Source organism: Pseudoflavonifractor sp. SW1122 (assembly GCF_012027765.1).
Lineage (GTDB): Bacteria > Bacillota > Clostridia > Oscillospirales > Oscillospiraceae > Enterenecus > Enterenecus faecium.
On record NZ_SJOS01000027.1, the window covers coordinates 1 to 20,221 of the forward strand.

Sequence of the window (20,221 nt, forward strand, 5' to 3'; positions counted from 1 at the left end):
TTTAGCCCAAAATCTGGGCCAGTTCTTCAAAGCTGTGGGCGATGTGGGTGGCTCCGGCCTGGGTCAGTTCCTCCTGGCTGCCATAGCCGAAGGTGACGCCGATGGAGTCCAGGCCGTTCTCCTGGGCCCCGTGGATGTCGTGGAGGCGGTCGCCCACCATGACGCACCGGGCCTTGTCCGGGCACTTTTCCCCCAACCGGGTGAATACCTCCCCAATCACTTCGCCCTTTTTGGTGCGGGTGCCGTCCAGGCAGCTGCCCACAATCTGGTCAAAGTAGCCATCAATGTGGAAGTGCTCCAGGATTTGACGGGCGAATACCTCCGGCTTGGAGGTGGCCAGACACACGGTCTTTCCCACCGCTTTCAGCTGGGCTAGCAGGGGCTGAGTGCCGGAAAACACTTTGTTTTCAAAAATACCCTTCTGGGAGAAGTATTCCCGGTATTTCTCCACCGCTTTCTGGGCCGTGGGAAGGTCAAAGTGGTAGAACTCCATAAAGGAGTCGATGAGGGGCGGGCCGATGAAGGGGGTGAGGCGGTCCGGGTCCTCGTGGATGCCGAAGGAGGCCAGAGCATAGGCCACCGAGTTGGTGATTCCCTCTTTGGGGTCGGTGAGGGTGCCGTCTAAGTCAAAGAAAATGTGGGTGTACATAAGTAGCTTCCTCGTTTGTATGGGATGGAACTATTATACCGGAAGTGGCGGGCAGGGACAAGACCAAGATGGAGTGGTTGAGTTCACCCGGCCCCTGTGCTATCATGGGGAGCAATGACACGCAAGGAGGGGCGCCCATGCAGGACCAAAACCCATGGTTTACCGTGGACCAAGTGGACCCGGATACCTATATCATCAGCGAATACCGCCACTGGGAGGAGACCCACTGCTATTTGCTCAACGGCAGAGACCGCACCCTGCTCATTGACACAGGCCTGGGCATCTGTGATATCTCCCCGGTGGTGGCTGCGCTGGCCCGGGGCCCGGTGACGGCGGTGGCCACCCATATCCACTGGGACCACATCGGCGGGCACCGCTACTACCCGGACTTTTACGCCCACGAGGCCGAGCTGTCCTGGCTCCAGGGGGGCTTTCCCCAGCCCATTGAGTTGATACGGGGCTATGTGACGGACCGCTGTCAGCTGCCTGAGGGCTATGACGTGAACACCTACGAATTTTTCCAGGGCACCCCCACCCGGGTGCTCCGGGGCGGGGAGACCCTTGAGCTGGGGGACCGGGCGGTTCAAGTGCTCCACACCCCCGGCCATGCCCCGGGCCATATGTGCTTTTGGGAGGCGGAGCGAGGCTACCTGTTCACCGGGGACCTCATTTACCGGGGGTTGCTCACCGCCTGGTTCCCCTCCACCGACCCCCAGGCCTATCTCAAATCCCTGGAGCAGGTGGCCCAGCTGCCTGTGCAGCGACTCTTTCCCGGCCACCATGACCTGGACCTGCCCCCAGAGCTGTGCTTGGAGATGCGGGACAAGCTGCGCCAGCTGGACCGGGCGGGGGAGCTGCGCCACGGAAGCGGAACCCATACCTATGGGGACTGGGCCATCCAGCTGTGATGGAGAGAGGAGAGACAAAACATGAAGATTCGAGATGTTCAGCCGGGAGACGGCCGGGAAATGGCAGAGCTGTTTTACAACACCGTCCACAGGGTAAACGCCAGAGACTACACCCCCCAGCAGTTGGCGGTGTGGGCCACCGGGAAGATGGACCTGGAGCAGTGGGAGCAGTCTTTTCAGGGCCACTGTGCCCTGGTGGCGGAGGACGAGACGGGCATCCTCGGCTTTGGGAACATCCACCCAGACGGCTATCTGGACCGGCTGTATGTGCGCTGGGATTGCCAGGGCCAGGGGATAGCCCGGGCCCTGTGTGACCGATTGGAGGGGGCGGTGTCAGGGCCTGTGACCACCCACGCCTCCATCACCGCCCGCCCCTTTTTTGAGGCCCGGGGCTACCGGGTGGTGCGTCAGCAGCAGGTGGAGCGGCAGGGGGTAGCCCTGACCAACTTCGTCATGGAGAAGCCGGTGACAGAGATTGGATAATTTAGCACAGTGCTGTGCTTGACTGACGGGGGAAAAACGTGTAGAGTGTTCGAGTATCATCCCAACTCTGGGAACGAGACAAGAGAAAAGAGGAGTTTGCAACCATGAAACAACGCGAGAGTTTTTCCTCCCGGCTGGGCTTTTTGCTCATATCCGCCGGGTGCGCCATCGGGCTGGGCAACGTATGGCGGTTCCCCTACATCACCGGCCAGTACGGCGGGGCCGCCTTTGTGGTGGTGTACCTGCTGTTTTTGGTGGTGGTGGGCAGCATGCTGGTGGTCTCCCGGGGCCTGCAAAACGGCGTGGAGAAGATCAATATAAGGCCATGATGCTCTGCCTGCTGGCGGTGATGGTACTGCTGGCCGTGCGTTCCCTCACCCTGGAGGGCGGTATGGAGGGCCTGGCCTTCTACCTCATGCCCAACTTCCACAACCTGATGTACGATGCCCAGGGCAACTTCATCCTCTGGGAGGCCATCTACGCCGCCATGGGTCAGGCCTTCTTCACCCTGTCTCTGGGCATCGGCGCTCTGGCCATCTTCGGCAGCTACATTGGCAAGGAGCACACCCTCCCCGGCGAGGCCCTGCGTGCTGGGCTTTAACCTGTGGAGCGGCTTCCAGCCTCTGGGGGCTGGCACCTCCATCATGGATTTGGAGGACTTCCTGGTCAGCGACAACATTCTGCCTTTGGGCTCCCTGGTGTATTTGCTGTTCTGCGTCACTCGCAAGGGCTGGGGCTGGGACAACTTCCTGGCCGAGGCCAACACTGGCTCGGGCCTGCGCTTCCCCCGCAACGTGCGCTTCTATGTGACCTATCTGCTGCCCATTATCATGTTCATCATCTTTGTCATGGGCTATTGGAACCGCTTCTTTGCCTAACCAAAAGGGCCGGGATCTCCCGGCCCTTTTTCTGCGCAAAAATGTTGGCTCGCTAGTGTGCGAAAGTGCTTGAAATTTTTACGGCCCTGGGGTAAAATGAAAGCTACGAGTACACGCCCGAGGCAAGGGAAAAAGGAGCGATACCCATGAGTAAAATTCAGATGAAGACCCCCCTGGTGGAGATGGACGGGGACGAGATGACCCGCATTCTCTGGCAGCAGATCAAAGAGGAGCTGCTGGAGCCGTATATTGACCTGAAAACCGAGTATTACGACCTGGGCCTGCGCCACCGGGAGGAGACCGGGGACCAGGTGACGGTGGACGCCGCCGAGGCCACCAAGAAGTATGGCGTGGCGGTGAAGTGCGCCACCATCACCCCCAACGCCCAGCGGGTGGAGGAGTACAACCTCTCCCAGATGTGGAAGTCCCCCAACGGCACCATCCGTGCCATTCTGGACGGCACTGTGTTCCGTGCCCCCATCATGGTGGAGGGCATCAACCCGGTGGTGAAGAACTGGGCCAAGCCCATCACCATCGCCCGTCACGCCTTTGGTGACGTGTATAAGGCCACCGAAATGCGCCTGACTGGCCCCGGTAAGGCGGAGCTGGTGTTCACTGCCGCCGACGGCACCGAGCAGCGCCAGACCATCCAGGACTTCAAGGGGCGGGGCGTGGTGCAGGGCCAGTTTAACCTGGACCAGTCCATCACGTCCTTTGCCCACTCCTGCTTCCAGTACGCCCTGGACGTCAAGCAGGACCTGTGGTTCTCCACCAAGGACACCATCTCCAAGCAGTATGACCACACCTTCAAGGATATCTTCCACGACATCTTTGAGGCGGAGTATAAGGAGAAGTTTGAGCAGGCGGGCATCACCTACTTCTACACCCTCATTGACGACGCTGTGGCCCGTGTCATCCGCTCCAAGGGCGGCTTCATCTGGGCCTGCAAGAACTACGACGGCGATGTCATGAGCGACATGGTGTCCACCGCCTTCGGCTCTCTGGCCATGATGACCTCTGTGCTGGTGTCCCCCGAGGGCTACTATGAGTACGAGGCCGCCCACGGCACCGTCACCCAGCACTACTACCGCCACCTGCGGGGTGAGCAGGTGTCCACCAACCCCATGGCCACCATTTTCGCCTGGACGGGCGCTCTGGCCAAGCGGGGCGAGTTGGACAACCTGCCCGAGCTCACCGACTTTGCCCACCGCCTGGAGAAGGCCGCCATTGACACCATCGAGTCCGGTGTCATGACCGGTGACCTGGTGGGCCTGTGGGAGGGGAAGGCCCCCGCCCAGAAGGTGACTGGCCTGGAGTTCATGCGGGCCATCGCCGCAAAGCTCTGATTTTAGAGAAACACACAGCCCCCGGCCATTATTGGCCGGGGGCTGTTAAAAAATTTTTATTTTTCAATCTGGAAGTTAATACTTTTATTGCAAATGGAATTAAGATACGGTACAACATGCAATCTATGACAGACTTCCGTGGTATGATTGAAATCAGGAGATGTTGTAATTATGGAAGTTGAATTTATAATTAAATTGTTGGAGCTGCTGACTTCAGTGATATCTGTCATTAGTGCGATTGTAGCTGTAATTTACTCAATGAAAAGCAAAGAAAAGGTTAGACAGTCAGAACAGATGAAAAGAGAGATGGAGTCCATATATAACCAATACCTTCAGAATATGAGCAATGCTGCACAATCTATAACACAAATACAGAAACACAGGATTGAAGAAGCCAATTATCAACAATTGTACTTATTGATTAAGAAATCCATTGCGAATCTACCAAAAGATTGCTTTGCCATTGAGGATATTGAAAAACACCTGGAAGAAACTTCTTGTGTCAGAGTTCATAGATCAGATATTATTAAGATTATGCACGCCTTGGTGGAATATGGACTAATCAAAGAACTGTCGCCCAACATATATCACAGATTTACATTATAACAGTATCGTGACAGTTGGAGGATTTTCAATAGTTTACATGAAATTACAAATTACTATTGTGATTGTGAATTGGAGGGAAGGATTATGTCGGGATGTTTATTTTTTCACAAATGGGGAAAATGGAAAGAAGAAAGCAGTTGTAAAATGAGCCGAACGTGTTTAAAGTGCAATAAAAGAGAGGAGAGAGAAAATCATAATTTTGTGTTTGACCATTACGATAAGAACTGTGAAGAGGTCTTAGTTTGCACAAAATGTCAGGCAGAGCTATATGGGAATGAAAAACATGATTTCGTGCTAGACCATTACGATGGCAACTGTGTTGAAGTTTTTATTTGCCAGAGATGTCATGCAGTGAAGCATGGAAATGAGAAACATAAGTGGGGGGAATATCAGTATTATGAGAAGGAATGTTGTACTCAAATATCAGTTTGTGAGAGATGCGGTTTGACTCGGTATAAAGAAAATGTACATAATGAGATTAGTTACCAACGCGATGATCAATGTGAGACTATTACAGAATGTGTACGATGTCACCAAAAACACGTAGCTAGTAAAGAGCATGTGTGGAGTACTAGTGTACATACGTATATTGGTTGTCTGGAATTTGCTAAGAGACAAATTGAGTTCCGGATACAAGAACTACAAGAGAAAATTCAATGTCTGCAGGCGCAGCCAGAGTATAGTGCTGTGGAGATATCAAAGATTAAGGAGAAAAGAAGCAGGCTTAGTCTAGAGCTTTCGACTGTTATTTCCAAGCTGAAGGAAATCAAAGATGATGAAGAAAAGAACACTCCAGCAAAGGTTTGTGAACAGTGTCGATTTATAACAAAAACTGGTAAACGAGTTAAGAGGATTGATGTAAAGGGCCTGAATCAATCTGAGAGGATTGAAGTGTGAGTGTTGTGTTGTTACATGACTGCTGATGATAAATCGTGTACAACTTTAGATACTTATGATAAAGGGACTGTTGCAAAGTCTGAACTTTGCAACAGTCCCTCTTAAAGTTTATTGGAACGTGGGGTTGAGTACCAGCTTCCCGTCCACACACGCCACATCCAGGGCCACAATGGCCTGGTCGTAGTGGTCGATGAGCAGGGAGGCGATGGCGTCCTCCAAATCCTTCTGAATCTGGCGGCGCAGGTTGCGGGCGCCGTAGACGGGGGAGAAGGAGGTGTCCACCAGGTAGTCCAGCACACTCTGGTCATAGGTGAAGGTGATGCCCTTGTTGCGCAGCACCTGGCTGAGCTCGCCCAGCATGATCTTGGCGATCTCCTGGAAGTTCTCCTGAGAGAGCTGGTTGAAGCAGATAATCTCGTCCACCCGGTTGATGAACTCAGGGCGCAGGAAGGACTCCAGGCCCTTCATGGCCTTGTCCTTGGCCAACTGGGTGGGGGAGCGGTCAAAGCCCAGAGAGCCGCCCTTGACGTTGCTTCCGGCGTTGGAGGTCATGACGATGACGGTGTTCTCGAAGTTGACCACCTTGCCGTGGGCGTCCGAGATGTGGCCGTCGTCCAGAATTTGCAGCAGCACGTTGAGCACGTCGGGGTGGGCCTTCTCGATCTCGTCAAAGAGGATGACCGAGTAGGGCTTGCGGCGGATCTTCTCGGTGAGCTGTCCGGCGTCGTCATAGCCCACATAGCCCGGGGGAGAGCCGATGATGCGGCTGACGGCGTGCTTTTCCATAAACTCGGACATGTCCAGACGGATGAGAGACTCGGGGGAGTCGAACAGGTCGGCGGCCAGCTGTTTCACCAGCTCGGTCTTGCCCACACCCGTGGAGCCCACGAAGATGAAGGACACGGGCTTGCGCTTGGCGGAGATGCCCACACGGCCACGGCGGATGGCCCGGGCCACGGCGGACACCGCCTCGTCCTGGCCCACAATGTGGGTCTTCAGGCGGTCCTCCAGATGGGCCAGACGCTCAAACTCCTGCTCCTGAATCTGGCTGGCGGGGATTTTGGTCCACAGCTCCACCACACGGGCCAGATGAGCCACGGTGAGCATGGGGTCACCCTTGGCTTTCAGCTCCTCCAGCTGGGCATTCAGCTGGGCCTGACGGCTCTTGAGCTCGGCCAGACGGCGGTAGGCCTTCTGGTTGCACTCCTCCTGGAGCTGCTCCTTCTGGGTGGTCACCTGGGACAGCTTGCTCTCCAGGTCCTGGAGCTGGCCCCGGCGCTCTTCCTGGCGGCTCTGGAAGGCGGGGTCCTCCCGGTTGGGGGCCTCGTTGTCGTCCCGGCTGATGGCCATTTCCAGGCTGTCCCGCTGCCGCTGGAGCTTCTGCTCCTGCTGCTGCAGATCTTGGATTTGGGGATTGTCGGCCCCGGTGGCGGCCAGCACCACGTCCACCTCTTTGGCGTAGTCGGCCAGCTCCTTCTCGATCTCCGCCATACGAGCCAGGTCCTTGTTGTGGAGGTTGACCTCCGAGGCGGCCTCGTCGATGAGGTCGATGGCCTTGTCGGGGAGGTAGCGGTCGGTGATGTACCGCTCACTCATGGACACCGCCAGACGGCAGATGTCCGGGGTGATGACCACGTGGTGGTAGCCCTCATAGTAGGGGGCGATGCCCTGGAGGATTTGGGTGGCCTCCTCCATGGAGGGCTCCTCCACCATCACAGGCTGGAAGCGGCGCTCCAGGGCAGTGTCCTTTTCGATATACTTGCGGTACTCGGTGAGGGTGGTGGCGCCGATGACCTGAATCTCGCCCCGGGACAGGGCGGGCTTGAGGATGTTGGCGGCGTTCATGGAGCCCTCGGCGTCGCCGGCGCCCACGATGGAGTGCACCTCGTCAATGACCAGAATGATGTTGCCCAGCTTGCGGATCTCCTCAATGAGGCCCTTCATGCGGCTCTCAAATTGGCCCCGGAACTGGGTGCCTGCCACCAGGGCGGTGAGGTCCAGCAGGTACACCTCTTTGTCCAGCAGTTTATAGGGCACCTGGCGGTCCTGGATTTTCTGGGCCAGACCCTCGGCAATAGCGGTTTTACCCACGCCGGGCTCGCCGATGAGACAGGGGTTATTCTTTTGGCGGCGGTTGAGAATCTGAATGGTGCGCTGAATCTCGTTGTCCCGGCCCACGATGCGGTCCAGCTTGCCCTCCTGGGCTTTGCGGGTCAGGGAAATGCAGTAGTTTTCCAAAAACTTGCGCTTGGGGGGCTTGGGCGGGCCAGAGGGCTTTTCCTCTTTGCCGCCCCGGGGGCCGGAGCCCTCCTGGGGAGGCTGCGCCCCGAAGAGCTTACTGAGGAAGGGGAAGGTAGCAGTGCGCCCCTCGTCCTCCTCCTCGTCGGGGTTCTCCGGGCGCTCCTGGGCCAGCTGCTCCAGACCCTCGACGCCGCCGAAGGCGGACATCATCTCATGGGAGAGAGAGTCCAGGTCCTCGTCGGAGATGCCCATTTTCTGCATCATATCGTCCACAGGCTTGAGCCCCAGTTCCCGGGCGCATTTCAGGCAGAGACCTTCGTGTTTGGTCTCGCCGTTTTCAATTTTGGTGATGAAGATCACTGCCACGTTCTTGTGGCAGCGAGTACAAAGTGTCGGCTGCATGGTTAAACTCCTTTCGGAAGGTATCCTTTTTGGGGTACCCTACCAGAAGAATATGAACTAGGCATGAAGAATCTGAAATTTCCCTGAAAATCACAGGAGAAGCCGATCCAACAGAGCGCCCAGTCCCTTGGGGGTGAACAGGGAGAGGACCGGGGTGGTGGGGTTGGCGTGGATGATCTCCGCCAGCTGACCCAGCCACACCAGCACAAAGACGATGAGCACCGCCTTCAAAAGCCCTGCCAACAGTCCGCCCACGGTGTTCACCGTGGCCAGGATGGGCAGGTGGAAGGCCAGGTCCAGAATGTGGCTGAGCAAAAACCAGATCAGGAGAATGAGCAGGAAGGACAGGGCGAACAGGGTGGCCTTGGCCACCAGGTTGGCCAGGTAGTCCGCCAGCGCGCTGGCTACCGTGGTCCCGCCCTCACTGGGGATGGACGCTTCGTTCTTGGCCTGGTCCAGGAAGTAGGAGAAACCGGCGAACAGGCCCTGCTCCTTCATGGACTCCAGCAGCTGGTCCAGGGTGTAGTCGGGCTCCGCCTGCTCGGCGATGTTGCCGGGAATGCTCAGGCCGGGGTCGCCGGAGTCGGTCTCCTCCCCCTGGGGCTCGGCCCCACGGATAGCCTGGTAGATGGCAGGTTCCATAATGTGAGCCACAGGGCCGTGGAACTGGGTGGAGATGAACTGTGCCCCGAAGAAGGCCAGAAACAGGCCCAGCAGTCCGCACAGAGTGAGGATGAGGCCCTTTTTGGCGCCACGCCAGGCGAAGAAAGCCAAGATAACGACGATGGCGGCATCGAAAATATAAGCGGTCATGGAATCCTCCTTAACTATACGCCCTCAGGGGCAATCTCATTCGTTTAAGGCACGTAGAAGCTGGCGCTGTCTGCGGAGATGAGCACGGCGGAGCCGTCCTCCATGAGCAGCACCTGACGGGCGCCCTGGGTGCTGTCCAGGGTGGCGTACAGCTCCAGGTCCTTGGTGTAGATGTTCAGCTGCTTGCCTGTGAGCACGGCGATATACCGCCCGGCAGCGGACAGGGAGAGCACCTGCTGGTCGATCTCCAGGCTCTTGTGGGAGCCGTCGGAGGAGACCACCCACAGCTCGCCCTGACTGCCTGCCCGGTACTTGGCCAGCAGAGCCACGGCGAAGCCGTCCCCGGCCAGGGAGTAGCGCTTGAGGTGCATGTCGTTCCAGTCGATGACGGCGTTGTTGCCCTCGTGGTCGGTGAGGGTCAGGTTCTGGTCGGAGATAGACCAGACCTGGGAGACGGTGTGGCGGGTCTCCAGCACCACCGAGGAGCCCAGATCACTGGTGAGGTTGGGCTCAAAGTTCCCCGAGTCCGTGGTGTTCAGGGTGTACAGGGAGAGGGTGGAGTCAAACACGCCGTCGGTTTGCCCCACATTGAGGATGGACAGGGTTTGGCCGTCGTCGGACAGAGCGGCGTCCATGACATAGGCGGAGGAAAGGTTGACGCTCATCATGGGCTCGTAGTCGGTGCTGTACACCGTCACGGAACCCTTGTAGCCGCTGGTCTGGCTGACCACGGTGAGCTGTCCGTTTTGGTTGAGGTGGGACGAGAGGATGGAGGTCAGGTCGGTGGCCGACCAGATCACCTCCCGCTGGCCCAGCACGTACAGGGAGGAACCCCCGGCGTCATAGATCACAGCCAGAGAGCCGTTGGTGTCCACCACAGGGTTGTCCATGTCCACAGACAGGTCCACATACTGGGTGCCGCTGCCGGAGTACAGGGAGATGGAGGTGGAGGAGCACACCAGCAGGTCTCCGTCCAGTACGGCGAAGGTGTCGTCCAGGCTGCCGTCGTGGGGGAAGGAGTCGGCCTGGCCGCTGTCGTTGAGCACCAGGGAGCGGTAGTGGAGCCACCGCTTGAAGTTGTCCAGGGACAGCCGGTCCCGGAACACCACCACGGCCACGGCACCCAGGACCACCAGGACGGCCAGGAGAAAGAGCAGAACCCGCACCAAAAACTTGGGCTTTTTGGGCTGGGTGTTGGATTGGTTATTCTTTGTGTCTTCCATAATCGTATACCTCAAAAGGCGGCGGCGCACACAGGCGCCGGAGTATCGTCACAGTACGTCCTCGTCATACCACAGGTTGGTCATATACAGTCCGTCCGGCGGGGCGGTGGGCCCGGCCAAGGTGCGGTTGCGGGAGGAGAGAATGTCCGGGATATCCTCGGGGGCCAGCTTGCCCTCGGCGGCATAGATGCAGGTGCCCACCATGGCCCGGACCATGTTGTACAAAAAGCCGTCGGCGCACACCCGACAGTCGATGATTTGTCCCTTCCGCTCAATGTCGAAGTAGTGGACGGTGCGCACGGTGGTGCGGGTCTCGGTACCCACCGAGCGCACGGCGGCAAAGTCGTGGGTGCCCACAAACTGGGCGGCAGCCGCCGCCATGATGGACTCGTCCAGATGGCGGGGGTAGAACCACACCCGGTTGACATAGAAGGGGTCCCGGATGCGGGAGTTGTAGATGCGGTAGGTGTATTCTTTTTTCAGGCAGGAGCCGATGGCGTTGAAGTCATCGGGCACCAGGGTGGCCTTGGACACCACAATGTCGTCGGGCAGGCGGGTATTTACAGCCAAAGGCAGCCGCTCCAGGGGGATGCCGGAGGTGGTGCGGAAATTGGCCACGTAGGTGCGGGCGTGGACCCCGGCGTCGGTGCGGCCCGCCCCGGTGACTTTCACCGGGTGATTGACCACAAAGGACAGGGCCTTTTCCAGGGTCTCCGCCACGGAGACGGCGTTTTTCTGCACCTGCCAGCCGTGGTAGGCGGTGCCGGTATAGCTCAGGCGCAGGGCAATGTTACGGGATTGCATAGGTACACCTCATAGATAAAATGGGGGGCGCTCACAGACCCACGTGGGCCAGCAGGCCCACCGCCACGGCCACCACCACCAGGCCCAGGAGAAACAGCCAGTCGGCGGGGCGCAGGTGCAGCTCCCGCATCCGGGTGCGGCCTGTCCCGCCGCAGTAGCAGCGGCACTCCATGGCGGTGGCCAGCTCGTCCGCCCGGCGAAAGGCGGAGATGAACAGGGGCACCAGCAGGGGGATGAGGGCTTTGGCCTTGCGGATGAGGCCGCCGGAGTCGAAGTCGGCCCCTCGGGCCCGCTGGGCGGACATGATCTTGTCCGTCTCCTCAATAAGGGTGGGGATGAAGCGCAGGGCGATGGACATAATCATGGCCAGCTCATGCACCGGCACCTTCACCTTTTTCAGGGGGGAGAGCAGGCTCTCCAGACCGTCGGTGAGGGCCAGGGGGGAGGTGGTGTAGGTGAGCAGGAAGGTGGCACAGATGAGCATGAGAATGCGTACCACCATGAAAAAGGCGTGTAAAATACCCTCATAGGTGATGGTAAAAATCCAGAAGGACACCAGAGGGGTGCCGGGGGTATAGAACATGTTCAAAACAGCGGTGAAGATCAGCAGGAAAATCACCGGCTTCATGCCCCCCAGCAGGGTTTTGGCCCGGATGTGGGCCACAGCGCAGCCCCACACCAGCAGGGCCAGCATGATGCCGTAGGTGACAAACCAATTGGCCAGAAATAGGGCCACCACATACACCAGAAGCCCCGCCAGCTTGATGCGGGGGTCTACCCGGTGGAGAAAGGAGTTGCCGGGGAAGAATTGCCCCAGGGTAATGTCCTTGAGGTTCATGCCTGCGCCCCCTTTCGGGCCAGCAGGATGGCGTCCCGGGCCTGTTCCACGGTGTACACCGAGGCGGGGACCTGGTAGCCCATGTCCCGCAGCCGGGCGAACACCCGGGTCATCTCGGGCACGCCCAGGCCCATCCGCTCCAGCTCGGCCCCGTGGGAGAACACCTCTTGGGGGGTGCCGGAGTAGGGAATGGTGCCGTCCCGGAACACCACCAGCCGCTGGGCCTCCCGGGCCACCTCGTTCATGGAGTGGGACACCAGAATGATGGCGGCCTTTTTCTCCCGGTGATAGGCCCGGATGTTGCCCAGAATCTGAGCGGCTCCGGCGGGGTCCAGCCCGGCGGTGGGCTCGTCCAGAATGAGCACCTTGGGCTCCATGGCGATGACCCCCGCAATGGCCACCCGGCGCTTTTGGCCGCCGGACAGGTCAAAGGGGGACTTCTCCAGAGTGTGGTCGGACAGGCCCACAAAGCAAGCGGCCTGCCGCACCCGGCGGTCCACCTCGGCCTGGTCCAGCCCCATGTTGGTGGGGCCGAAGGCGATATCCCGGTACACCGTCTCCTCAAAGAGATGGTACTCGGGATATTGGAACACCAGGCCCACCTGGAAGCGCACCTGACGGATGCGCTCCTTGGAGCCCCAGATGTCCTCCCCTTCAAAGAGTACCTGTCCCGAGGTGGGACGGAGCAGCCCGTTGAGGTGCTGCATCAGGGTGGACTTGCCCGAGCCGGTGCGGCCAATGACCGCCAGATATTCCCCCGGGGCCACGGTCAGGTCCACGTTTTGCAGGGCCACGTGCTCAAAGGGGGTGCCTTGACTATAGATATGGGTGAGTTGTCTGAGTTCAATGATAGGCGTCATAGATACGGGCCTCTCTTATCGGGGTAGAATGTGGGCCAGTGCCTGGGCGCAGTCCTCGCAGGTGAGGACGTCCAGGGGCACGTCCAGCCCGGCCTGGCGCAGCTCATAGAGCAGCGCCACCGAGTCGGGCACTTCCAGCCCCAGGCGGCGCAGGCCCACCACATTCTGAAAGACCTGGGCGGGGGGGCCGTCCATGACCACGTGGCCGTTGTCCATGACCACCAGCCGCTGGGCCCGGGCCGCCTCGTCCATGTGGTGGGTAATGAGCACCACCGTCATCCCCAGCTCCCGCTGGAGACGGCACACGGTGTCCAGCACCTCCCGGCGTCCCACCGGGTCCAGCATGGCGGTGGGCTCGTCCAGCACAATGCACCGGGGGCGCATGGCCAGCACACCAGCGATGGCCACCCGCTGCTTCTGGCCGCCGGAGAGCAGATGGGGAGCGTGGCGTGCATATTCCGTCATGCCCACGGCCTCCAGGGCCTCGTCCACCCGGCGGCGGATTTCATCTGAGGGCACCCCCAGGTTCTCCGGGGCGAAGGCCACGTCCTCCTCCACCACACTGGCCACAATCTGGTTGTCCGGGTTTTGGAACACCATGCCTACGGTGCGGCGGATGTCCAGCAGCTTGTCCTCGTCGGTGGTGTCCATGCCGTCCACATACACCTTGCCCGAAGTGGGCAGGAGGATGGCGTTGAGGTGCTTGGCGAAGGTGGACTTGCCCGAGCCGTTGTGGCCCAGAATGGCCACGAAGGTCCCGGCTTCAATGTCCAGGTCCACATGGTCCAGCACCGTGGGGGCTACCCCCTCGGCGGTGGTGTAGCGAAAGGTCAGGCCTCTGGCCTGGATGATGGGATTAGCCATGGTAGACATGCTCCACGGAAGAGGCCACCCAGCGCCCAGTGGCGCCGCAGGGGAGGGCCAGCCCGGTCTGGGTCACCGGCAGGCCCAGCTCGTTGGACACGGTGCGCCCGCCGAACTTGCCGCCGATGACGGTCTGCAAAATATAGGTCAGAACCGACGGGGCCAGGCCCGTGGTGTAGGAATTGAGAATCACAAAGAGGGGGTCATCGCTGAGGACGTTGGACACCAGCTCCACAAAGGGGTACAGGTTCTCCTCCAGCTTCCACACCTCACCGGAGGGGCCCCGGCCATAGGAGGGGGGGTCCATGATGATGGCGTCGTAGCGGCGGCCCCGGCGGATCTCCCGCTCCACAAACTTGGCGCAGTCGTCAATGATCCAGCGGATGGGCTTGTCCTCCAGACCCGAGGACTTGGCGTTCTCCCGGGCCCACTGCACCATGCCACGGGCGGCGTCCACGTGGCATACGCTGGCCCCGGCCGCGGCGCAGGCCACCGTGGCCCCGCCGGTGTAGGCAAACAGGTTCAGCACCGAAATGGGGCGGCCCGCCCGGCGGATGAGGTCCTGGGCAAAGTCCCAGTTGGCCGCCTGCTCGGGGAACACGCCGGTATGTTTAAAGTTCATCAGGCCCACGTTCAGGGTCAGTTCTTTATAGTGAATCTGCCACCGCTCCGGCACCTGCTTGGAGGCCCACTGGCCGCCTCCGGTGTGGGAGCGGGAATAGCGGGCGTGGGCCGTCTTCCAGCCCTTGTTCTGGCGGGGGGTATTCCAAATGGCCTGGGGGTCCGGGCGCACCAGCAGGTGAGAGCCCCAACGCTCCAGTTTTTCTCCACGGCCGCAGTCCAGCAGCTCATAATCTTTCCAATTTTTGGCCAACCACATGAGCACATTCTCCTCATTATATAATCAACGTATTATACTACACAGGTGGGAATTAGTCAAACCCGTGGGGGACGAAAAAACACCCCACGGAAGGGGGAACATTCCGTGGGGTGAGGGGATTAGACTTCGATGGGATAGGTTCCGGTAAAGCACCCGTCGCAGAACCCGCAGTCGGCCTGGGGTGCGATCTGGTGCAGGGCCTCCAGAGACAAGAAGTGGAGGGAATCGGCCCCAATCATCTCCCGCATCTCCTCCTGGGTGTAGTTGCAGGCGATGAGGGCGTCCCGGTCGGGGATGTCGGTGCCGAAGTAGCAGGGGGCAATAAAGGGCGGGGCAGAGGAGTACATGTGTACCTCCGTGGCCCCCGCCTCCCGGAGCAGGGAGACAATCTGCTTGGAGGTGGTGCCTCGGACGATGGAGTCGTCCACCATCACCACCCGCTTGCCTGCCACACAGCTGGCCAGCGCCCCCAGCTTGATGCGCACCGCCTGCTCCCGGCTCTCCTGGCCGGGGGTGATGAAGGTGCGGCCAATGTAGCGGTTTTTCACCAGGCCCACCCCGTAGGGGATGCCGGACTCCTCGGCAAAGCCCATGGCGGCGTCCAAGCCGGAGTCGGGCACGCCGATGACCACATCCGCTTCCACGGGGAACTCCCGGGCCAGCAGCCGTCCGGCATTGCGCCGGGCCAGGTGCACCGACTGGCCACACAGCACCGAGTCGGGGCGGGCGAAGTAGATATACTCGAAGATGCACATATGGCTGGAGGAACCCTGACAGTTCTCCCGGATGGAGCGCACCTGGGTGCCCTCCACCACCACGATCTCGCCGGGGTCCAGCTCCCGCTCGAACTGGGCGCCCACGGCGTGGAGGGCGCAGCTCTCCGAGGCGAAGATCACCGCATCCCCCCGGCGGCCCATGCACAGGGGGCGGAAGCCCCAGGGGTCCCGGACGGCGATGAGTTTCTGGGGGGACATGACCAGCAGGGAGAAGGCGCCCCGCAGGCCCTTCACCGCCCGGCACACCGCCTCCTCGGCGGAGGCGCAGCGCAGCCGCTCCTGGGCGATGGCGTAGGCGATGAGCTCGGAGTCGGTGGTGGTCTGGAAGATGGCGCCCCGATACTCAAAGAAGGTGCGCAGCTCGGCGGTGTTCACCAGGTTGCCGTTGTGAGCCACCGCCAGGGTGCCCTTGACGTACTTGAGGGTCAGGGGCTGGGCGTTTTCCCGCTGCCCGCCGCCGGTGGTGGCGTAGCGCACATGGCCCACGGCCATGGTGCCATTGAGACGGTCCAGCACGTCGGGGTGGAACACGTCTCCCACCAGGCCCACATCCTTGTGGAAGGAGAGCACACGCTGGTTGATGGTGGCGATGCCACAGGCCTCCTGCCCCCGGTGCTGGAGGGCGTACAGGCCGTAATAGGTGGTGCGGGCACAGTCCCCGTGGGGGTCGCTGATGCCGAACAATCCGCATTCCTCGTGAATGGACATAGTCATTCCTCCTGGGAAAAAATCAAATGGGCGCTGTGACCACAATGGCCACAGCGCCCTTGCTGTCGTCATACGCCCATTATAGCGGAGTAGACGGGAGCTTGTCAATCTGCGAATTGCCGAAAAATGGCTCTTAGCGCAAGGTGGCGCCCAGCTCAGAGGCCAGGGCGGCCAGAATGTGCTGCACCTCGGTCTCCGCCTCCTCGCCGGTGAGGGAGCGGTCGTCGGCCCGGAGGGTCAGGTTGAAGGCCACGGACTTCTTGCCGTCCTCCACGCCCTTGCCCCGGTAGATATCGAAGAGGGTCACCTGCTTCAGCAGGCCGTGGGCGGCGTTCTGGATACAGGCCTCCAGGGCGCCCACGGTGACGGCCTCGTCACACACCACAGCGATGTCACGGGTGACGGCGGGGAACTTGGGCAGGGGAGTGTACACGGGGTCAGCGCCCTTGGCCAGAGCCAGCTCGTCCAGGGCCAGCTGCGCGCAGTACAGCTCTCCGTCCACCCCGTAGTTCTGAGCCACCAGGGGGTGAATCTGGCCGAAGAAGCCCACGCAGTCAGAGCCCACCCACACCTCGGCATAGCGGCCGGGGTGGTAGGACACCAGCTCGGTGAAGCCGGAGCCGGTGCGGAAGGTGACGTCGCTGGCCCGCAGGTCCTTCAAAATGGCCTCAATGCACCCCTTCATGGTGTAGAAGTCCATGTCGGTGCCGTAGGCGCCCAGGGTGAGGGTCTTGGACTCCACCGCCAGGCCATCCTCGCCGCCGGGGGCGTAGGTGCGGCCCACCTCGTACAGGCGCACGTTCTGGTTGCGGTAGTTGTAGTTGCGGGTGAGAATCTCCAGCATGGAGGGGAGGGTGGTGGTGCGCATGATGGAGGTGTCCTCGCCCAGGGGGTTCAAGATCTTCAGGGAGTTACGGCCCAGGTAGTCCGCGGGCCAGTTGATCTTGTCGTAGCAGGTGGGGGAGATGAAGGAGTAGGTGATGATCTCATCATAGCCCATGGTGCGGCACATGCTGCCCAGCTGACGCTCCAGCAGCTCCTCATCGGAGTAGCCGCCCAGGGTGGTCTGGCCCCGCATGAGGGTGCAGGGGATGTTGTTGTAGCCGTAGAACCGGGCCACTTCCTCGGCAAGGTCCGCCATGCCGATGACATCGCCACGCCAGGAGGGGACGGTGACCTGGTTGCCCTCCACCTGGAAGTCCAGGCTGCGGAGGATGCGCACCATCTCCTCCTCAGCCACATCGGTGCCCAGCAGGGCGTTGATGCGGTCGGGCTCCAGGGTGAGCACCCGGGGCTGGGGCACGTAGTTGAGAATGTCGATGATGCCATCCACCACGTCGCCGGCACCCAGCATCTCCACCAGCTCACAGGCCCGCTGCACAGCGGGGAGGGTGTTCATGGGGTCCAGACCCTTCTCAAACTTGGCGCTGGCCTCAGTGCGCATGCCCAGGGCCAGAGCGCCCTTGCGGATGGTGGCGCCGTCAAAGCAGGCGGACTCGAACACCACGTCCACAGTGTCGTCCACGATTTCGCTGTTCTCGCCGCCCATGATGCCAGCCAGGCCCACGGCCCGGGTCTCGTCGGCGATGACCAGGTGGTTGGCATTGAGGATGTGGCTCTTGCCGTCCAGGGTGGTCAGCTCCTCGCCCTCCTGGGCACGGCGGACGATGATCTTGCCGCCGTGGACATAGCGGTAGTCAAAGGCGTGCATGGGCTGGCCATACTCCAGCATCACATAGTTGGTGATGTCCACGATGTTGTTGATGGGACGCACGCCCATGGAGCGCAGCCGCTCCCGCATCCACTTGGGGGAGGGGCCGATTTTCACGTTGCGCACCATGCGGGCGGTGTACCGGGGCACCAGGTCAGCGGCGGGGGTCTCCACGTCCAGCAGATCCATGAGGTTGCCCTGGGCTCCGCCCTTCACCACGGGCTCGTGGAGAGTGAGGGGGGCGCCGAAGGTGGCGGACACCTCCCGGGCCAGGCCGATGACGGACAGGCAGTCGGGGCGGTTGGGGGTGATCTCAAACTCCACCACGTGGTCGTCGGCGTTGATGATGGGCTTGATGTCGTCGCCGGGCTTGCAGTCCTCCCGGAGCACGAAAACGCCGTCGGGGATGCAGTGGGGGAACTCTGCCTGCTGGGCGTGGAGGTCGGCCAGGGTGCAGATGGAGTCGGTCTTGGTGTTGTAGGCCACCAGATCCCCCTCGTGGAGGTTGGGGCAGCAGGTGTCGGGGGCGGCGGTGCCGTCTCCAGTATCCAGGCAGGTGTGGAAGGTGCCGTCGGGCTGGGAGGTGCACTCCAGGACCTTGGCGGCCACCACGGGGCCATAGATCTTGTCGCCGGGCTTGATGTCGGCGGAGATGGAGGGCTTGGCGGGGTCCAGGGGCTTGTAGTCCCCCAGAATGGCGGCGGGGGTGATGGCGGCGTAGGGGAAATCCCGCTCGTCCAGGCCCAGCTCCAGCAGGCCGCACATCATGCCGTTGGACAACACGCCACGCAGCTTGCCCTTCTCAATCTTCTTGCCACCGGGCAGGGTGGACTTGTGCAGGGCCACGGGCACCAGATCGCCGGGGTGGACGTTCCAGGCGCCGGTGACGATCTGCACCGGCTCGGCCTGGCCGGCGTCGATCTGGCAGATCCACATGTGGTCGGAGTCGGGGTGGCGCTCCATGGACCGAATGCGGCCCACCACCACGTTGGAGATCTCAGCGCCCAGGTCGTGGGTCAGCTCCACCTTGGACCCGGACAGGGTCATGGCCTCGGCAAAATCATGGTCATTGGCGTCTACGGTGACAAATTCACGCAGCCAGTTTCTGCTTAAATTCATGGTAATGTTCCCCTCTTTCCTTAAAACTGCTCCAGGAAGCGCACGTCGTTTTCAAAAATCAGGCGCAGGTCGGCGATCTTGAACCGACGCATGGCGGTACGCTCCAGGCCGATGCCGAAGGCCCAGCCGGAGTACTCGTTGGGGTCGATGCCGCTCATCTCCAGCACCCGGGGGTGAATCATACCGGCGCCCAGCAGCTCGATCCAGCCCTCGCCCTTACAGGTGGGGCAGCCCACGCCGCCGCACTTGTGGCACTGCACGTCCATCTCGCAGGAGGGCTCGGTGAAGGGGAAGTGGTGGGGACGGAAGCGGGTCTTGGTGCCCTTGCCGTAGAGCTTCTCCACCACGGTGTTCAGGGTGCCCTTCAGGTCGGCCATGGTGACGTTCTTGTCGATGACCATGCCCTCCACCTGGTGGAACATGGGGGAGTGGGTGGCGTCCACCTCGTCCTTGCGGTACACACGGCCGGGGGCGATGATGCGGATGGGCAGCTCCATGGTGTCCATGGCCCGCACCTGCATGGGGGAGGTCTGAGAGCGGAGCATCACCCGGCTGTCCTCGTCAAAATAGAAGGTGTCGGACCAGTCCCGGGAGGGGTGGTTCTCCTCGGCGTTGAGGCGGTCGAAGTTCAGCTCGGCCAGCTCCACCTCGGGGCCGTCCAGCACGGTGAAGCCCATGCCGATGAAGATCTCCTTGATCTCATCCAGGGCGATATACATGGGGTGACGGTGGCCCACCTTCAAGGGCTTGCCGGGGATGGTCACGTCCAGGGCCTCGTCCTTGAGCCGCTGCTCCAGGGCCTGGGCCTCCAGCTTCTTGCCCTGAGTCTCCAGAGCGGCCTCCAGGTCTGCGCGCACCTGGTTGGCCAGCTGGCCCATGACGGGGCGCTCCTCGGCGGAGAGCTTACCCATCTGCTTGAGCACGCCGGTGAGCTCGCCCTTCTTGCCCAGGTACTGCACCCGCAGGGCGTCCAGGGCTGCCAGGCTGTCGGCGGCCTCGAAGGCGGCAAGGGCCTGCACACGAATGTCGTTTAATTGCTGCTTCATCTATTCTCTTCCTTTCGGGTAAAATATAAAATGAAAAAAGCCTTTCCTCCCTACAAACAGGGACGAAAGGCCAGCCTTCCGCGGTACCACCCGCATTTGTGCGCCATGCGCACACACTCTTTGCCCCATAACGGAGGGCACGCCGTCCTGCTCTCACAGGCCGCTCCCG

General features: G+C 60.8%; 17 protein-coding genes and 1 pseudogene. 6 read left to right on the forward strand and 12 right to left on the reverse strand.

The window, feature by feature from the left end:
• Position 1: 1 nt before the first annotated feature.
• Positions 2 to 649, reverse strand: coding sequence for an HAD family hydrolase (locus E0L15_RS07665; RefSeq protein ID WP_168125135.1), 648 nt, complete (start codon positions 647 to 649; stop codon positions 2 to 4).
• Positions 650 to 786: 137 nt separating this feature from the next.
• Here E0L15_RS07665 and E0L15_RS07670 point away from each other — a divergent pair, with 137 nt between their 5' ends.
• The 6 genes and pseudogenes from E0L15_RS07670 to E0L15_RS07695 all read left to right on the forward strand — a co-directional run bounded on the left by E0L15_RS07670 (position 787) and on the right by E0L15_RS07695 (position 5,767).
• Positions 787 to 1,557, forward strand: coding sequence for an MBL fold metallo-hydrolase (locus E0L15_RS07670; RefSeq protein WP_168125136.1), 771 nt, complete (start codon positions 787 to 789; stop codon positions 1,555 to 1,557).
• A gap of 21 nt (positions 1,558 to 1,578) precedes the next feature.
• Positions 1,579 to 2,040 carry a GNAT family N-acetyltransferase gene (locus E0L15_RS07675; RefSeq protein ID WP_168125137.1) on the forward strand — a complete coding sequence of 154 codons (462 nt, stop codon included), beginning with the start codon at positions 1,579 to 1,581 and terminating at the stop codon, positions 2,038 to 2,040.
• 104 nt (positions 2,041 to 2,144) lie between these two features.
• Positions 2,145 to 2,918 (forward strand): annotated as a pseudogene (locus tag E0L15_RS07680) (hypothetical protein).
• A 146-nt stretch (positions 2,919 to 3,064) separates the two neighbouring features.
• Positions 3,065 to 4,264 (forward strand): NADP-dependent isocitrate dehydrogenase, encoded by a 1,200-nt coding sequence (locus E0L15_RS07685; protein WP_168125138.1) that lies wholly within the window; start codon positions 3,065 to 3,067, stop codon positions 4,262 to 4,264.
• Positions 4,265 to 4,435: 171 nt separating this feature from the next.
• On the forward strand, positions 4,436 to 4,870 hold the full coding sequence (locus E0L15_RS07690) for a hypothetical protein (RefSeq protein WP_168125139.1): 435 nt from the start codon (positions 4,436 to 4,438) through the stop codon (positions 4,868 to 4,870).
• A gap of 84 nt (positions 4,871 to 4,954) precedes the next feature.
• Positions 4,955 to 5,767 (forward strand): hypothetical protein, encoded by an 813-nt coding sequence (locus E0L15_RS07695; RefSeq protein WP_168125140.1) that lies wholly within the window; start codon positions 4,955 to 4,957, stop codon positions 5,765 to 5,767.
• A 108-nt stretch (positions 5,768 to 5,875) separates the two neighbouring features.
• Here the strand turns inward: E0L15_RS07695 and E0L15_RS07700 are convergent, their stop codons facing one another.
• The 11 genes from E0L15_RS07700 to pheS form a co-directional block, all read right to left on the reverse strand.
• A complete protein-coding gene (locus E0L15_RS07700) occupies positions 5,876 to 8,410 on the reverse strand; it encodes an ATP-dependent Clp protease ATP-binding subunit (RefSeq protein ID WP_168125141.1) in 2,535 nt (844 codons plus the stop codon).
• Positions 8,411 to 8,500: 90 nt separating this feature from the next.
• Complete coding sequence (locus E0L15_RS07705) at positions 8,501 to 9,223, reverse strand: CvpA family protein (protein ID WP_168125142.1); 723 nt, start codon at positions 9,221 to 9,223, stop codon at positions 8,501 to 8,503.
• A 44-nt stretch (positions 9,224 to 9,267) separates the two neighbouring features.
• Positions 9,268 to 10,446 carry a DUF5711 family protein gene (locus E0L15_RS07710; protein WP_168125143.1) on the reverse strand — a complete coding sequence of 393 codons (1,179 nt, stop codon included), beginning with the start codon at positions 10,444 to 10,446 and terminating at the stop codon, positions 9,268 to 9,270.
• A gap of 48 nt (positions 10,447 to 10,494) precedes the next feature.
• Complete coding sequence (gene truA / locus E0L15_RS07715) at positions 10,495 to 11,250, reverse strand: tRNA pseudouridine(38-40) synthase TruA (RefSeq protein ID WP_087369634.1); 756 nt, start codon at positions 11,248 to 11,250, stop codon at positions 10,495 to 10,497.
• 31 nt (positions 11,251 to 11,281) lie between these two features.
• Entirely contained in the window at positions 11,282 to 12,088 is an 807-nt protein-coding gene (locus E0L15_RS07720; RefSeq protein ID WP_168125144.1) for an energy-coupling factor transporter transmembrane component T, read from the reverse strand.
• The gene (locus E0L15_RS07725; protein WP_168125145.1) at positions 12,085 to 12,948 is read right to left on the reverse strand and encodes an energy-coupling factor transporter ATPase; all 864 of its coding nucleotides are present in this window, start codon (positions 12,946 to 12,948) and stop codon (positions 12,085 to 12,087) included. The genes E0L15_RS07720 and E0L15_RS07725 overlap by 4 nt, the downstream gene beginning before the upstream one ends.
• 15 nt (positions 12,949 to 12,963) lie before the next feature.
• The gene (locus E0L15_RS07730) at positions 12,964 to 13,812 is read right to left on the reverse strand and encodes an energy-coupling factor transporter ATPase (RefSeq protein ID WP_168125146.1); all 849 of its coding nucleotides are present in this window, start codon (positions 13,810 to 13,812) and stop codon (positions 12,964 to 12,966) included.
• The gene (locus E0L15_RS07735; RefSeq protein WP_168125147.1) at positions 13,805 to 14,692 is read right to left on the reverse strand and encodes a class I SAM-dependent methyltransferase; all 888 of its coding nucleotides are present in this window, start codon (positions 14,690 to 14,692) and stop codon (positions 13,805 to 13,807) included. The genes E0L15_RS07730 and E0L15_RS07735 overlap by 8 nt, the downstream gene beginning before the upstream one ends.
• A gap of 119 nt (positions 14,693 to 14,811) precedes the next feature.
• The gene (purF, locus tag E0L15_RS07740; protein ID WP_168125148.1) at positions 14,812 to 16,176 is read right to left on the reverse strand and encodes an amidophosphoribosyltransferase; all 1,365 of its coding nucleotides are present in this window, start codon (positions 16,174 to 16,176) and stop codon (positions 14,812 to 14,814) included.
• A gap of 133 nt (positions 16,177 to 16,309) precedes the next feature.
• On the reverse strand, positions 16,310 to 19,006 hold the full coding sequence (pheT, locus tag E0L15_RS07745; RefSeq protein ID WP_168125149.1) for a phenylalanine--tRNA ligase subunit beta: 2,697 nt from the start codon (positions 19,004 to 19,006) through the stop codon (positions 16,310 to 16,312).
• 20 nt (positions 19,007 to 19,026) lie between these two features.
• The gene (gene pheS, locus E0L15_RS07750; protein WP_168125150.1) at positions 19,027 to 20,052 is read right to left on the reverse strand and encodes a phenylalanine--tRNA ligase subunit alpha; all 1,026 of its coding nucleotides are present in this window, start codon (positions 20,050 to 20,052) and stop codon (positions 19,027 to 19,029) included.
• Positions 20,053 to 20,221 lie beyond the last annotated feature (169 nt).